This is a genomic window from Ensifer sp. CCNWLY38, from assembly GCF_037120565.1.
Classification (GTDB): domain Bacteria; phylum Pseudomonadota; class Alphaproteobacteria; order Rhizobiales; family Rhizobiaceae; genus Ensifer; species Ensifer adhaerens_H.
Window position 1 is genome coordinate 48,030 of record NZ_JBBBBO010000018.1, and the last position, 14,839, is coordinate 62,868.

A 14,839-nucleotide genomic window follows, 5' to 3' on the forward strand; every position below is an offset into this window, starting at 1 on the left:
TGACTGAGCAAAAGCGCGCGAACAGCGGCCTCGCACCGCCAGAACGCTGGGGTCCCAACATTTCAGCCGGGACGAACGAGGCAGCCTAGTCTTGGGGTAAACAGTAACTCCCGACGCGTTGCAACCATCATCGCGCCGCCTGTTGAGCATCCGACGTTCGCCAGAATGGGCGCTTGATTTCCACGAGCTGGCGTCGGGGGTCACCGGCCTTGGCTCTGTCGCGGATCAGCGCAACCAGGTCTGTCTTGATCGTAGCGTCGGACAAGAAGTAGCTGTGGCCGATAAAGCCGCTGCCGCCGGAATACTCAACGAAATCGACCAGCCCTCCCATGTGCGATCCTGCCCATTTGGACGCCGCCTCGCTCCTGTCACTGGGAAGGTTGCCGACGGCGAGCTGACCAAGCCGCAACGCGCTGCCGGAGATCAGCGTCGAGGCTTTCAACGCCTCATCCCTTGGAGACGAATAGATCGTAAGGTGCATGGAGCCTTGCGAGGGCAATGCGCTTGGGATCGATTTGCTTCCGAAGGCAAGGTCCGGGTCAGAGACCCAGGCAAACAACTTGGAAGACGCGACATCGAGATCGATATCGGGAGCGAAAAACACGGCATTCGCGATCTTGTACCGCTGCCAAAGCGAGGATCGGCTGACATACGCTTCGATGGCAAGCTGCTGGACGACACTCGCCAGCACGTCGGTTCCACGGCTATGGGCCAGGAGGTGAAGCCTCTCGACACCCTTCGTTCCGGCGATGATGCGAACGGCCTTCTTGAAGTCCGCAACCGCAAACTCGCTCGACTCGCGGTCAATGTTGTAGCCAAAGAACGAACCGCCGGCGCCTCCGGCGGGCCATGTCAGGACAATGCAGACAAACTGGTTTTGCAGCGATCGGCAAATCTCGTCGGTGGCGAGTGCCGCATCTTCGAAGCTGTTGTTGTATCCGTGAACGAAGACGACGACTTCCTTGCGTTCGGCCGTTGCGAGACGCCGGCCAATTTCGGCTTGCAGCGACGCGACGGCCTGTTCATGCGCCGCGACCGCCTGCGGAGTGCGGCGTAGTCCGTTCGCCGTCGCGACGACGCCGTAGGGCGTTGACGGAAACCGGCCGGCCTCGGAAACGGCGTCGACCCGGAATTCTTTCCTGCCGGCAGAAGCGTTGCGTCTTGGGGCGATCGATACCGATCCGAAGCTCAAGTAGATCGCCCGCTTTGCACCGTAGGACAGCCGGTTGCCGGAACCGGCGGTCGGCTCTCTGTCGGTGATGTACAGGAGGTCTTGTGCCCCGGACCCTTGTTGCGTTCGAACAGGCTGGCCGCCTTGCAACGCTGGTGATGTGGCAACGGGCTGCGCTGTGACCTCGGCCCGCTGCGCGGCACAGCCGACAAAGCAGGCAAGCATAAAGAGGCCCGCCATTGCCCGACAGATATCCATCTAGAGACCGGCCTTGTCCAACCCGTAAGCCTTGTCGGCGGAACCAGGAACGGCGCGGGCCGCGACACTGATGCGGTTCCAGGCATTGATCGCCATGATCCGGAACGTGAGATCGGAAATCTCCTGCTCGGACAGTTCACCCCTCACTCCGTCGTAAACTTCATCGGGAACGCCACCGTCGGCGAGCTTCGTCAGCGCCTCCGTCCAGGCAAGCACGGCCCGCTCTCGCGGCGAGAACAAGGTGGACTCACGCCAGGCCGAGATATGGAACAGGCGCAGCGGCCGCTCGCCATGGATGATCGCTTCTTTGGCATGCATATCGATGCAGAACGCACATCCGTTCATCTGAATGTCGACGAGGATGAGTATCGTCTCTTCGATCGAGCCATTCCTGATCTCGTTGCCGAGCGCCATCATGGCTTTGACCATGCCGGGCGAAAGCTTGGAATAATTGAACCGCTGGGTCATGTTGCTTCGTCCTCCGCCTGACATAACCGACCGTTATGGTCGCTTGCTATCGTGCCGGAAGCGCGCCGCGTGCGGCAGCTATACATCCGTTTATGCGCCGCACGATCGCGGGCCGCCCGCCTCCAGCAGGTCAGATTGAAAACGAGGGCCTTCGGGATATAATGCGGCCATCCATTCACCAAGGCTGCCGGTCCGCCGCCGAGCTTCGGCGTGAAGTCCTTTTGTTGACCGTCGTCTTCTGCGGAGCGACAGATGTCCAACGACGACGGACTAAGGAAAGACGCCGCCTTTCGCGAACATACTCGCAACAGCGCCGAGTTCGCGCTTGACCTTCTCGACAACGTCCCCGGCCACATGTGGTCGATGGATCCGGCCGGCCGGTTCATCTATCGCAACCGAAGCATGGACGCATATTTCGGCAATGGCCTGCAAGACCACGGTGCGTGGCTTGAACGCATCCACAAGGACGATCAGCGATTTGTGGCGACGACCTGGCGGCGGAGCATGGACGCCGGCGAGCCGTTTGACAGCGCGCACCGTCTGCGTGGCGCGGACGGCGCGTTTCGCTGGTTTCGCGCGTCGGGCAGACCGTCAAAGGACGCACACGGTCGCGTTACGGTCTGGCATGGGCAGACCATCGACATCGAGCACCAGAAGAAGGCCGAGGAGAGCCTGCGTGCTCGCTCGGTCGAGCTATCCTTGCTGGTCGACATGGTTCCGAGCAATCTTTGGCGCCTGACACCCGACGGCACCACTACGCTCGTCAACCGGCGCATGGCGGACTATCTGGGTCTTGATCTCTCAAACGTGAGTGACGTTGCATCCGTCATGGATACGATTTTCCATCCGGACGACGCGGACGCTGTTTATGCCGAGCTCACCCGCTGCCTTGCGAACGGGGAGCGATTTTCGATGCGGTACCGGTTGCTTCGGGCAGACGGCGTCTATCGCTGGATGTCCGGCCGTGCGGAGCCCATGCGGGATCAGGACGGCAACATCGTCCAGTGGTTCGGCCTTTGCCACGATATCGAGGATCAGGTGCAAACAACGGCTGCCTTGCGCCGTTCGGCCGAGAAGCTTGCGCGGGCGACCCAGGCGGCCAATCTGTCGCAGCTTTCCGCTTCAATCGCACACGAGGTCAACCAGCCGCTGGCGGCGATCGCCGCCGACGCTGACGCATGCCTGCGCTGGCTTTCGGCCGAGCCTGCGAACATCGAGCGCGGCAAGCGCGCAGCAGAGCGCATCACCCTGGACGTTGCGGCGGCCGTCGAGGTTGTCAGCCGCATCCGAGCGCTTTTCAAACACCAGCCGCAGTCACGGGCGGTCGAAGACGTGAACCGCCTCGTTTACGAGGTGCTTGATCTGATGTCAGATGAGATCGCGGCAACGACGACCCGCATCGACCTGGTTTTGGACCAGCATCTTCCCAAAGTGGCGCTCGATCGGGTTCAGGTTCAGCAGGTCCTGGTAAACCTCATCCGCAACGGCATCCAGGCCATGGACACGACGAACCCCCTGCGTTCACTGAAGATCATGTCCAGCCACGATCACCCCGACACCATCAGGATCTCGGTCGAGGACACCGGAAGCGGATTCAAGGATCCGGAGCGCGTGTTCGAACCGTTCTTTACGACGAAGGGCAACGGCATGGGCATGGGACTGCCGATTTGCCGATCGATCGTGGAAGCCCATGGCGGGAAGCTATGGGTGGCCAACAACGAGACATTGGGCGCGACGGTCACCTTCGCTCTGCCCGTCGCCTCGGCGACCTAGGATATCAACCTAAGCCGCCGAATTGGGGAGGCGGCCGACCAGGCGACGTCCGTTGAAGGCGCGGGCGACGACGGACACGGCAAGGGCCCAGGCAGCAATCGTCATGCTGACGCAGACCGCCGCGAGGCTTGCATACCCCGACGCTGCAATCACGGCCCCTGTAAAGACTGGCCCGGCGGCAAATCCGAGCAGATACGCCGACCCGGCTGCGGCCGCCCAGCGCCCGCTTTGGTCCAGCGCTGCGGCCAGGCCGAAAAGATACGGCAGTGAAAAGTAGTAAAGAACGGCGGAGACGATGACCGCAACACTGTAAGCAACCGCGTTCTCCCAGAGACAAAGGACGAGCGTCACCACCACGTAGCCAAGGCAGAATGCGGAGATCGGGATCATTCGTCCCCAGCGAACGTTCAGTGCCGTCGCCGCGCCCGCCCCGGCAAGGCCAACTATGGTCGACACGGTGAGGATGTATCCGACCGCGGCCGTGTCCAGACCGATGCGCTCGCCCATCGGTCCGCTGAAGGCAAAGAGACCGGCGGAGACCGCGACGTAAAGAACAATCGCAGCAAACAGCAGGCTTCCGAAAAGCAGCACAGACGGTGGCGTCCGGGTGACCGGATGCTTCAGGGTCTTGAGATCCGGCATGAGAAGAAGAAGCGGAGAAAGGGCCAGCGTCAAACCCGCCAACAGCGCAAAAATCCCTCGGTGGCCATAGGCTGCTGTCACCTCGCCGCCGATGCCAAACAGCGCCACGCTGCCGATTGCCCAGACGAGCTGGAACAGACCGAAGATCCTTTCGGGATTGCGGCAATGCGACGCGACAAGGCTGAGCGACATGGCATAGAGCGCTCCCTCACCGATGCCCGCAATGCCGCGCAACAAGACCAGCGAAGTCCATCCGTCCGGTACGACAGAGGCGGCCTGGGCCGCCAGGGTCACGACAAGCGCAGACATCCCGGCGCGCCGGCAGGATAGTCGCGGCAGCACTGGCGCGACGAGGATAGCGGTGACGGCCAGCGCCAGGAGTTCGACCGACGCGATAATACCGGCGTCGCGCTCGGACAGCGCAAGACCGTCAATCAGTCCCGCGACCACAAAAGGCGACATTTGCGGAACGAGGCCACCGATCACCTGGCAGGCTGTTGCACCGACCACAAGTGAAAGCGGGTCGCGAGACGCGGCGGGTTCGATTGAAAGATTGGCCATGGCCCGGTCTCCCGACCGTTTCCTGTTCGTCGAAATAACCTTGGCATTTCATATCATGTGCGCCGGCGATTTGCCGGCACGGGTCCGGTACGGGCCGGGTTTCTGTCGAACATCAAGTCTGCGCGAACCAGCCTCTGCGAGCTTCGAGACGGTCGCCGGCTGCCATTTCCATCATGACCGATGAAGACGTGGATCGTAAACCTTGGATTCTCTCTTTGCTTCGAGCGCGTGGCCGCACCGGAGACAAAGGCGTCGGGGCCGGTGCGCGTCTCGTCGCCGCATCGACCCCGACGGAAAGATCTCAGGCTGCCGCCTGAGGTTGTTGGGCATTCCATGTCCTGAAGTCGAGTTGACCCAGCTTGGCGGATCCGAGAGGAACCAGTGACTGATCGTCGACGCGCGTGCCGAAGTACTTGGCGTCCGGGTCGGCAACAACCTTTCGGCCATCGCCGACAGCTGCCAGATACTCGGAAATGAATTCGCTCATGGGCTTCTTTTCGGGCCCGGCGATTTCGATCGTCTGGTTTTCAGGCTTGCCGATCGTCGCTTCTGCGACGAAAGTCGCGACGTCGTCTGCGGCGATCGGCTGGAACGCGCCGGACGAGACCCTGGCGGTCCTGTCCACCGTTGCCTCATCGGCAATGCCGCCGAGGAATTCCAGGAACTGCGTCGACCTTACGATGGTGTACGGAACGCCGCCCTTCTTGATCAGGGTCTCCTGTGCGACCTTGGCGCGGAAATAGCCATTGTCGGGCGACCGTTCGATACCGACGATGGAGAGCGCGACGTGGTGTCCGACACCGGCCGCCCGCTCCGCCGCAAGCAGGTTCGAGGTCGACCGTTCGAAGAACGAAAGCACGGCGCTCGGTTCGAAGGATGGCGAGTTGCTGACGTCGAGCACCACCTGAGCGCCGGCGAGCACCTCGGCCAACCCTTCACCAGTCAGTGTATCGACGCCCGTGGACGGCGCCGATTGCACGACGTCGTGGCCCTTGCTTCTGAGGCGCTCTGCGACTTTTGACCCGATGCGGCCGGTCCCGCCGATAATGACGATTTTCATGGTTCTGCTCCTTGCAAGCTCGTCTATGGATCACCGTGTTTGAATGGGAAGAAGGGCTTTACTTTGCGGGCAGCACCATCTTCGTTTCGGTCGTATCGAGAACGAAAACAGCCAGGATCTTCGCCGGCTCGCTATCGCTGGCGTTCGCGCTTACGCGGTGATGATCGCCTGGGACTTCGATCCAGTTCTCGCCGGTCTTGTAGACTTTCACCGCACCGTCGTTGATCTGGCTCTTGATGCTGCCCTCGATCACCGTCGCATAGATAAAAGCGCTCTTGGGGTGGGTATGTGACGGGTTATGGCCCCCCGGGCCGTACTCGACCAGAACGCCGCGCATGCTCTTGCCCGGCACATTAGGAAGGGCGTGGTCGAACACCACTGTGACCTTGGCATTATAGGGCTCGTCGGAGGCCGCTACCGGTCCGGTGATCAGCGTCGCAAACAGCAAGCCAATCGCTAGTTTTCGCATGGATTTCTCCTCCATTCACGTTGTTGGCAATGCGTGGGATCGTATGGTCGGCCTCCGGAGAGAAACAGATATACGTAGGTTTGCCGCAGCGGCGATTTTGTCTCGGCAGAAGTTGTGCCCGCGTGCGAACTGCCGCGTCTCCGCTTCAACCGTTCGCGCTTTCACGCTGGCTTCGAAAGATGGATCGGATCGCATGAAGCAGGTCCAGCTTGCGTCGCTCGCGCTGGTTCGCTGGCAATTCCGAACTTGCTCCGATCGCCTCCCGTTGCGCCAGGTGGATTGCCAGATCCTCCGCAATTTCCGGGCGCTTCGACAAAAGCGGCGCGAATGCTGCCTGATCTACTTCATAGACCGTAAGGCGGGTGACGGCATGGAGGTCGTGTTTCTCCTTCACTCCGGCCAACAGGCCGTCCTCGCCGAAGAAATCACCGGGGGCCAGGCGCGCGATTTCCACATCGCCGCTCTTCATCGACACCACGCCGTTCTTGATCATCATCAGGCTTTCGAGCGACCGGCCTTCTCTGACAATTTCGGCCCCGGCGGCAAAGCTGCGTTGCGTCGCCGCGGCCGCAAGCGTATCGCGTTCTTCCTGGCTGAGATTGGAGAAGATCGGGATCGCGTCGATCAGGTCCTGTGCCGGCGCGACGGCGTGCTGCGGGTCGGATATGCGAAGGTCCTGCATCAGCGGGCTCTCGGCAGGCAGGGCCAGTTGCACACCATGCGCCCTGCAATGCCGATAGACCAGGTCGATGATTTCGTTGCGCGCTGGGCCGCGCTGCGCCGGGCTGGTGACCCGAAACTGGAGCTCCACCGTGATCGCGCTGGCATCGATCCCCACAAGCCCGACGGTTGGAGCCGGCTGCTTCACGATCGCGTTGCAACTGTCGAGGACAGCATGCATCACGTCGACGATCATGTGCGGCATGCGGGTTGGAGCGACGCGAACCGACACGACGATCTGGTGGTTCTCGTCGGGCTGGCTGATGTTGGTCAGCCCCACCTTTGCCAGGACACTGTTGGGCAGGACCACGAGATTGTGGGCCGCGGTCAGCAGATGCGTCGACCGCCAGTTGCTTGAGACCACCCGGCCTTCCGTTCCGTCACTAAGACAGATCCAATCACCAAGGACATAAGGGCGACCGAGGGTCAGCGCTATGCCCGAGAAGACGTCACCCAAAGTGCTCTGCAACGCGAGGCCGAGAATGATCGCAATGACGCCCGACGTCGCCAGCAGGCCCCCTATTGGCACACCGAAGACGAATGCCAGGATAGAGAGCAGCACGCCGAGATAGACGACGGCGACCACCAGATCCTGGATCAGTCGCGCTTCCCGCGGCCGTCCGTCGAGGACAAGGTAAAGCCGGACGAACCCGATCACCGCCCAGGAGAGATGAACCCACCAGAGCGTCTTTGCCGTCACGAGCAGTGTCTGCGCGCCATCGAGATCGGTCCGGTCGTAGCGAAACGGATTGAGGCCGCCGCAGGCGAGCGCTGCCGTCATCGATGCGAAGAAGGCGATCTGCACGACCAGCCGCGCCGTTGGGCGCGCCCTGCCCTGCAGATGCCAGACGACAATTCCGGCGATGCCCAGAACACAGACGAGGACGGGAAACAATTGCGTTTGCTGGTCCATTTCCACTCCCGTGGCGAGGCAGCGTTTCTCCCTCCGCTACGGCCGGCTAGCGGCACCTTGCTCTGAAAAGGACAAGGGCGAACCCGCCCTTGTCGCCATGCACGCGAACCGATGGTTCTTGCGCCACTCGCTCAATTGGAGACGTCAGTAGTCCCAGAATACCGGAACCCACCGGAAGCGATCGCCATCGATCGCCACATGTCCGACGGACGGGAAAGGCAGGTGCGTGGCCACCAGCGACGATCCTGTCTCGGCCAGTTCCTTCATGAGACGCACCCGAACGCGAGCAGCCTCCTCGGGGTCGTGCTCAAAGCCGTTGTACCAGTCGGGATGGTCGAAGGCGACGGCGAACAGGGCATCGCCGGCAAACATCAGCCGGTCGCCTCCCGAGGCCACGCGGACCACGCAGTGCCCGGGCGTATGGCCGCCCGTGCGCTGCGCAACCACGCCCGGCGCGACCTCGCACTCGTCCTCGAACGGTCGAAGATGGTTGCGGTACTCGTTCGCGAAGCGCTTAGCAGTTGCCCGGAGCGCGTCCGGGAAACCCTGCGGCATGACCGCGTGCGAGAAATCCGGCGATTCCCAGAATTTGATCTCGGCGGCCGCCACGTGGATCCGCAAGTCCGGGCGCAGTTGCTCCTTCACGCCATCGACGAGCAGTCCGCCAATGTGGTCCATGTGCATGTGGCTAAGAACCACGTCGGTCACTGCTGCGAGATCGATACCCGCAGCCTCCAGGCGCCTGATCAACTGACCCGCCCGAGGCAGGTTCAAGTCCGGATCCATGCCGAGCCCGGCGTCGATGAGAATGGTTTGGGCACCGCTTCGCACCACGACCACGTTCAGCGACCAGTCGAAAGCATCCTGCGGCAAGAACATGTCTCCAAGCCAGGCTGCCCGATCGGCCGGGTCGGCATTGTGTCCCAACATCGTGGTTGGCAATGGCAGCACCCCATCACTGACTACCAGCACCTCTATGTCACCGACCCGCACCGCGTAGCGCGATGGAACCAGCTCTTCTGGAGCCGACCGACCGGGCGGCGCGGGCTCCAAAGTCGTGTTCGTATGGGATCTTGCTTCTAGCGGCGACATGACGCCCTCCTGTTTGCCTGATCGAAGAGTACTGTTCACAGTTCACGGCTTGGACTCTAGGTTCGAGCGATGTTGACGGTCGAGCTATACCTGGGTTTAGGGCGGCCCGTTCGGTCAACGGTCGGGGTGCGTGTGGCGTGCTTTGGCTCGCCTGGCGAATCCGACCTTGATTGCCACGAGTATGGGGGCTGCGACGACAAACAGAAGTGCCACGGCGTTGAATGCGGTGTCGAAAGCGATCACGACGGACTGCCCCGTCACGGCGCGGCCCAGGAGTGCGATCGCGGCCCGGCTCGCCGGAACGGCGTCCATTCCCCTTGCCGCGAGCATGGCTGTGGTGCTGGTCAGACGTTCGATGACGGCCTGACCTCCGGCATTGATGCTGGAGCCGAGGACAACAACATTGGCGGCAACGTTGTGGTCGATGAGGGTCTGCAGACCGGCGACGCCGATCAGACCGCCGAGCTGGCGGCCGGTGTTGAAAAGCCCGATGCCGGAGGCGAGGTTTCGACTGTTGAGATCGCTGAAAGCGATCAGCGTGATCGACAGAAACAGGAAGCCAAGGCCAAGGCCACGCAGAAGGATCGCAGCCATCATGTCGCCCGTACCGCTTTCGCTGGTCGACCCGGACAGCATCCACATCGCAATCATGATCAAGAGGATACCGAAGGGCACGGTTGCGAATGGAGCAATACGACGGACCTGCATGAGAAAGGCGGCAAAGAGCAGCGCCCCGACAAAGAGCGCACCACTCGGCAGAAGCAGCAGGCCGGCTTCGGTTGGCGTGAAGGCCAGAACGGATACGGCAAAGGACGGGATGAGAAACGCGCTCCCGAACAGTGCGGCACCAGCGACAAAACTGACGATGAAGGCGAAGGCGAAATCCTCTGATCTGAACAGAGAAAAATCGAGCAGGCCACTACCGTTGCCGAGCGCCTGCTGCCCCAGAAACATGAGCAGTGAAGCAACGCCCAACACGGAGAGCCAGAGAATGCGCGGTTCTTCAAACCAGTCCCAGCGACTTCCCTGGCTGAAGACATAGGTGAAGCTGAAAAGCGCCACCGAGATCAATATCAAGCCGGTCCAATCAAACGGACGTGGCCGCACTATGGTGGACGCCCGATCATCGGCCATCACCAGAAGCCCGGCGGCGGCCAGGGAGAGGATGACATTGCAGTAGAAGATCCACATCCACGACTGGTTGTCCAGGAGCCACCCTTGCAGCGCCGGAGCGATCGTCGCGGGAGCAACGACGGCACCCATTGCAAACAGCGCCTGGAGGATCGGCTGATGCGCTCTTGGAAAGGCGCAAAAGATGATCGTCTGCCCTGCAACGAGGAGCATGCCGCCAGCGAGCCCTTGCATGACCCTGAGGGCGATCAAAAGATCCAGCGATGTCGTCGCCGAGGCCATGCCGGACGTTAGACCCATGATGAGCGTCGAGCCGATAATAAGGCTGAGTGGCCGGATCCGGCCCAGCATCGAAGCAGCAACCATGAAGCCGATGAGCTTGAAGGCGGTATAACCGACGTCGAGCCAGGCGAACTCGTCCGGAGTGGCGTAGATATCACCGATGATATCGCCGCGTCCGAGCGAAAGAACGGTGCTCGCAATCGCCTCTGTCAGTGCCGCCAGCACGATACCTATGACGAGCAACACTCCGGACGCAGACGTGTCGCGGTTCCTGGTTATGGCTACGTGCGTGGTCATGACCCGCTCCTGAGATCAACGTCCACCCTTGCGGACAGACCTGGCACCAGCCGCCCAGTCAAAGGGTTGTTGGCAAACCGGATCTTGACCGGGACCCGCTGGACGACGCGCACGAAGTTGCCGGTTGCATTGTCTGACGGCAGCAGGCTGAAGGCTGAGCCGCTGCCCGGCGCGAAGCTGTCGACTGTGCCGTCAAGCGTCTGACCCGGATAGCTGTCTATAGTGATGCGAACGCTCTGCCCCGGCTGGATGTGTTCAAGCTGCGTTTCCTTGAAATTGGCAACAACCCACACATCGTCGACCGGAACGATATCGAGCAGGGTGGTGCCAGGCGCGACGAACCGGCCGACGCGAACCTGGCGGTTGCCGATAACCCCACCGACCGGGGCGCGGACGGTCGTGCTCTCCAGATCGATCTGAGAAAGGTCGCGCGCCGCTTCTGCCTGTGCCACGGCCGCGACGGCGGCTTCACGCTGCGCCGCGAGCACGGTGATGCGTTGCTTCTGCGCCTCGATCGTCGCAGAGGCCGCAGATACGCCTGCCTCCGTTTTCGATCGCGCCGCTTCGCTTTCGTCGACATGCGCCTGACTGATGGTGTTGCTGCGGATCAGTTCGCGCCGGCGTTCATATGCCTTGGCGGCAAGATTCATCTCTGCGATGGCCGATAGCTTCTGGGCTTCGGCCTGACGAATAAGGGCGTGCTGGAGCTCAGTCTCCGCATCGACGTTGACAAGCCGAGCCTTGGCAGCTTCGACATTGGCCGCCGCTTGCGCAAGGCGAGCGCGATAGTCCCTGTCATCGATCCGGAAAAGCACTTCGCCCGCCCGAACGCTCTGGTTGTCCTGGACCTCGACGGCCACGACATAGCCGGCAACCTTTGGTGCAAGCGAGGTGACATCGCCACGAACATAGGCGTTATCCGTCGACGCCTCACTGCCCGGACGGGCCCAGGCCCAGCCGCCTGCGACGGCCACCACGGCGCCGAGGCAAAGCAACACGCCGAGTTTCTTCTTCTTGCTGGATCGCTTCGGAGCGACGCCGACTGAGGCGGTGCCGGTGGCGGCGGCAATCTTGTCTTCGAGCGTATCCATTGTCCCAGTCCCTGTTGGATTTCGTGGCGTCGTCACGGCAAATGGGATTTCGGACCCCCATGTCGAAGCACGAGCATGGCCCCATTCCCGGTACTTGCGATTTCAGTGTCCGACCTGTTGGCCGACCCAATCGTCGAACCGAGTTGCACCGAGCCGCGGGTTTTTGCCGGGGGTCAGCGACTGGTCGTCCAGGAGTGCGCCGAAATAGCGTGCGTGAACGTCCGGGACGACCTTCCGATCATCCTTGGTCGCCCGCAGGAAATGCCGGACCACCTCGTCGAGCGGTATGGCCTCCGGTCCGGCGACTTCGATCGTTCCGTTGACGGGCGGCGCGAGTGCAATATCGGCAAGCGCCGCCACGACATCGTCGGAGGCGATGGGCTGGAACAACGCGGGTGAAAGGCGAACCTCTCCGTCGACTGTTGCCGATTGCGCGATGCCGCCGACGAACTCAAAAAACTGCGTGGCGCGCAGGATGGTGTAGGGGATACCGGCTGCCTTGATGAGGTTTTCCTGCGCGACCTTTGCCCGGAAGTAGCCGTTATCAGGCAACCGCTCGCTGCCGACGATCGACAGCGCGATGTGATGACGCACGCCGGCGGCAGCTTCGGCGGCCAACAGGTTGCGCCCCGACGTCTCGAAGAATTCGAGGACGGCCTTGTCGTCCCAAACCGGCGCGTTGGCGACGTCGACGACCACATCGGTCCGATCCATCGCTGCGGCCAAGCCTTCACGCGTGATCGTGTTGACGCCGGTATTTGGCGCGGCTGCAAGCACATCGTGTCCGCGCTCGCGCAGGCTCTTCACAAGTTTCGATCCGATAAGGCCGGTGCCTCCGATGACGACGATCTTCATGGGTTCACTCTGCTTCTTCTCGACTGCACCATTGCCGCCGATCTGCGCTGAGACTGCTCCTATGCACCAGGGAAGTCCTTGCGCCTGTCTTGAATTTCCCTTGTGGATAGCTTGATTGTCCGTCCAAGCGGTTGTGTGATCGTGGGGGGATGCTCTAACGACGCGATGGCGTGGCAATTGTCCGCGGATGGCAATCGCCGGCCAGGGAAAGTCGACCAGGAGGGCTGAGGTGCAATTCAAGTTCGCAGGCTATCTGCTCGATCCGGAACGCCGGGAACTGACGCTCAGCGGGCAGGTTGTCGCCGTCGGTCCGCAGGTCTTCGACCTGTTGGTGCATCTCATCGAGAATCGCGACAGAGTCGTTGGAAAGGATGATCTGCTGCTCGCCATCTGGGGCGGCAGGATCGTCTCGGAATCGACGATCACCAGCCACATAAACGCCGTTCGCAAGGCCATCGGTGACAGCGGCGAAGAACAGCAACTGGTGCGCACCATCCCCCGCAAGGGCTTCCGCTTCGTCGGCGAGGTCCGTCTTGTCGATGTTGGAAACGATATCCTTTCGCAAGGTTCGGGCCGCGTCGATGGCAGCTCTGGAGATGCACCCGTGGTGGCGCCGGAACTCCCTCTGCCCGACAAGCCCTCCATAACCGTCTTGCCCTTCCAGAACCTGAGCGGCGATCCGGAGCAGGAGTATTTTACGGACGGGGTGGTGGAGGACATCATCACCGCACTGTCACGGTTCCGCTGGCTCTTTGTCATCGCGCGCAATTCGAGCTTCACCTACAAGGACCGCGCCGTGGAAGCGACCGAAGCGGGGCGTGAGCTCGGCGTGCGCTATGTTCTGGAAGGGAGCGTGCGCAAATCCGGAAAGAAGGTCCGCATCACCGGCCAGCTCGTCGATGCCACGACCGGTGCGCATCTCTGGGCCGAGCGCTTCGAAGGCACGTTCGACAACATTTTCGAGCTGCAGGATGAGATAGCCGAAAGCGTCGTCGGCGCGATTTCGCCGCAACTCGAACGGATCGAGATGGAGCGCGCCAAACGCAAGCCGACCGAAAGTCTCGACGCCTACGACTACTATCTTCGTGGCATGGCAAAACTGCACAGCGGCACCCGCGAGGCGCTCGAGGCTGCGCTGCCGCTGTTCTACAAGGCGATCGAGCTCGACAATGAATTTGCCTCCGCCTATGCCGGCGCCGCCTGGTGCTTCTTCTGGCGAAAGCTCAACGGCTGGATGCTCGATCGCACGGCAGAGATCGCCGAAGGCGCGCGACTGGCGCGGCTTGCGGTTGAGCTTGGCCGGGACGATGCCGTGGCGCTGACGAGAGGCGGCCACGCGCTCGGTCATCTCGCCGACGACCTCGATGCCGGCATTGCGTTGGTCGACAGGGCCCGACTGCTCAATCCGAACTTCGCACTCGCTTGGTTTCTGGGTGGCGTACTGCGCGTCTTTCGGGGTGAAACGGAGAGCGCCATCAAGGATCTCGCCCATGCCGTTCGCCTGAGCCCGCTCGACCCGGAGATGTTCCGCATGCAGACAGGAACGGCAATCGCGCATTTCTTTTCCGGTAACTATGACGATGCGCTGGTCTGGGCCGAGAAGGCACTCGCCAACCTGCCGAGCTTGCTCGTGGCAGTCGCGCTTGCCTCGGCAAGCCATGCGCTTGCCAACCGTCCCGACGAGGCAAGTCGGTATATGCAGCGCCTGAGGCAGCTTGATCCGGCGTTGCGCGTTTCCAATCTGCACGATTGGTTGCCGATCCATCGACCGGACGATTTCAAGCGGTTTGCCGACGGATTGCGGCTCGCAGGATTGCCGGAGTGACCATGGCCGCTTGCGGCGCGTAATGAACAGAGCGCGCGCTGTGCAATTGTCCGGCACCTCGACCACGACAGGTTTGCGAGCGTGCGTTCGGTAAGGCGACCTTGACTGTTCGCTAACGTGCACGCATTCGGCGCTGTACGATGTTCATCTGGAGTTCGTGGCAGGACGCCTGTCGCCCAAGAAGCAACAGCAGTCTCCGCTCCTCGGCTTCGCAGATGCCCGCGCGCCGGG

General features: G+C 61.9%; 12 protein-coding genes. 2 read left to right on the plus strand and 10 right to left on the minus strand.

Going from position 1 to position 14,839, the window contains the following annotated elements:
• Window positions 1–127 precede the first annotated feature (127 nt).
• Together V7S54_RS29855 and V7S54_RS29860 are read right to left on the minus strand one after the other, a co-directional pair.
• The gene (locus V7S54_RS29855; RefSeq protein ID WP_065375131.1) at window positions 128–1,429 is read right to left on the minus strand and encodes an alpha/beta hydrolase; all 1,302 of its coding nucleotides are present in this window, start codon (window positions 1,427–1,429) and stop codon (window positions 128–130) included.
• Window positions 1,430–1,897 (minus strand): carboxymuconolactone decarboxylase family protein, encoded by a 468-nt coding sequence (locus tag V7S54_RS29860; RefSeq protein WP_336409616.1) that lies wholly within the window; start codon window positions 1,895–1,897, stop codon window positions 1,430–1,432.
• 252 nt (window positions 1,898–2,149) lie between these two features.
• Between V7S54_RS29860 and V7S54_RS29865 the strand changes: the two genes are divergently transcribed.
• Complete coding sequence (locus V7S54_RS29865) at window positions 2,150–3,670, plus strand: PAS domain-containing sensor histidine kinase (protein WP_336409615.1); 1,521 nt, start codon at window positions 2,150–2,152, stop codon at window positions 3,668–3,670.
• A gap of 9 nt (window positions 3,671–3,679) precedes the next feature.
• Here V7S54_RS29865 and V7S54_RS29870 read toward each other — a convergent pair whose 3' ends face one another.
• From V7S54_RS29870 to V7S54_RS29905, 8 genes are all read right to left on the minus strand, one after another.
• Entirely contained in the window at window positions 3,680–4,873 is a 1,194-nt protein-coding gene (locus tag V7S54_RS29870) for an MFS transporter (RefSeq protein ID WP_336409614.1), read from the minus strand.
• A 301-nt stretch (window positions 4,874–5,174) separates the two neighbouring features.
• Window positions 5,175–5,933 carry an SDR family oxidoreductase gene (locus V7S54_RS29875; protein ID WP_057248352.1) on the minus strand — a complete coding sequence of 253 codons (759 nt, stop codon included), beginning with the start codon at window positions 5,931–5,933 and terminating at the stop codon, window positions 5,175–5,177.
• A 58-nt stretch (window positions 5,934–5,991) separates the two neighbouring features.
• Window positions 5,992–6,402, minus strand: a complete 411-nt coding sequence (locus tag V7S54_RS29880; RefSeq protein ID WP_058323728.1) for a cupin domain-containing protein — start codon at window positions 6,400–6,402, stop codon at window positions 5,992–5,994.
• Window positions 6,403–6,547: 145 nt separating this feature from the next.
• Entirely contained in the window at window positions 6,548–8,035 is a 1,488-nt protein-coding gene (locus V7S54_RS29885; RefSeq protein ID WP_336409613.1) for a mechanosensitive ion channel family protein, read from the minus strand.
• A 144-nt stretch (window positions 8,036–8,179) separates the two neighbouring features.
• Window positions 8,180–9,127: an MBL fold metallo-hydrolase gene (locus V7S54_RS29890; RefSeq protein WP_065375137.1), complete on the minus strand. Its 948-nt coding sequence runs from the start codon at window positions 9,125–9,127 to the stop codon at window positions 8,180–8,182.
• A gap of 114 nt (window positions 9,128–9,241) precedes the next feature.
• Window positions 9,242–10,837 (minus strand): MFS transporter, encoded by a 1,596-nt coding sequence (locus V7S54_RS29895; RefSeq protein WP_336409612.1) that lies wholly within the window; start codon window positions 10,835–10,837, stop codon window positions 9,242–9,244.
• Window positions 10,834–11,928, minus strand: coding sequence for an HlyD family secretion protein (locus tag V7S54_RS29900; protein WP_057248356.1), 1,095 nt, complete (start codon window positions 11,926–11,928; stop codon window positions 10,834–10,836). Before V7S54_RS29900 ends, V7S54_RS29895 begins: the two co-directional genes overlap by 4 nt.
• A 102-nt stretch (window positions 11,929–12,030) precedes the next feature.
• A complete protein-coding gene (locus V7S54_RS29905; protein WP_058323732.1) occupies window positions 12,031–12,783 on the minus strand; it encodes an SDR family oxidoreductase in 753 nt (250 codons plus the stop codon).
• A gap of 229 nt (window positions 12,784–13,012) precedes the next feature.
• Between V7S54_RS29905 and V7S54_RS29910 the strand changes: the two genes are divergently transcribed.
• Window positions 13,013–14,608 carry a winged helix-turn-helix domain-containing tetratricopeptide repeat protein gene (locus V7S54_RS29910; RefSeq protein WP_065375140.1) on the plus strand — a complete coding sequence of 532 codons (1,596 nt, stop codon included), beginning with the start codon at window positions 13,013–13,015 and terminating at the stop codon, window positions 14,606–14,608.
• Window positions 14,609–14,839 lie beyond the last annotated feature (231 nt).

What these genes read in the sequence shown, in the direction of transcription:
- V7S54_RS29855 (WP_065375131.1), bottom strand. Translation starts at nt 1,429, where the DNA reads ATGGATATCTGTCGGGCAATGGCGGGCCTCTTTATGCTTGCCTGCTTT.
- V7S54_RS29860 (WP_336409616.1), bottom strand. Translation starts at nt 1,897, where the DNA reads ATGACCCAGCGGTTCAATTATTCCAAGCTTTCGCCCGGCATGGTCAAA.
- V7S54_RS29865 (WP_336409615.1), top strand. Translation starts at nt 2,150, where the DNA reads ATGTCCAACGACGACGGACTAAGGAAAGACGCCGCCTTTCGCGAACAT.
- V7S54_RS29870 (WP_336409614.1), bottom strand. Translation starts at nt 4,873, where the DNA reads ATGGCCAATCTTTCAATCGAACCCGCCGCGTCTCGCGACCCGCTTTCA.
- V7S54_RS29875 (WP_057248352.1), bottom strand. Translation starts at nt 5,933, where the DNA reads ATGAAAATCGTCATTATCGGCGGGACCGGCCGCATCGGGTCAAAAGTC.
- V7S54_RS29880 (WP_058323728.1), bottom strand. Translation starts at nt 6,402, where the DNA reads ATGCGAAAACTAGCGATTGGCTTGCTGTTTGCGACGCTGATCACCGGA.
- V7S54_RS29885 (WP_336409613.1), bottom strand. Translation starts at nt 8,035, where the DNA reads ATGGACCAGCAAACGCAATTGTTTCCCGTCCTCGTCTGTGTTCTGGGC.
- V7S54_RS29890 (WP_065375137.1), bottom strand. Translation starts at nt 9,127, where the DNA reads ATGTCGCCGCTAGAAGCAAGATCCCATACGAACACGACTTTGGAGCCC.
- V7S54_RS29895 (WP_336409612.1), bottom strand. Translation starts at nt 10,837, where the DNA reads ATGACCACGCACGTAGCCATAACCAGGAACCGCGACACGTCTGCGTCC.
- V7S54_RS29900 (WP_057248356.1), bottom strand. Translation starts at nt 11,928, where the DNA reads ATGGATACGCTCGAAGACAAGATTGCCGCCGCCACCGGCACCGCCTCA.
- V7S54_RS29905 (WP_058323732.1), bottom strand. Translation starts at nt 12,783, where the DNA reads ATGAAGATCGTCGTCATCGGAGGCACCGGCCTTATCGGATCGAAACTT.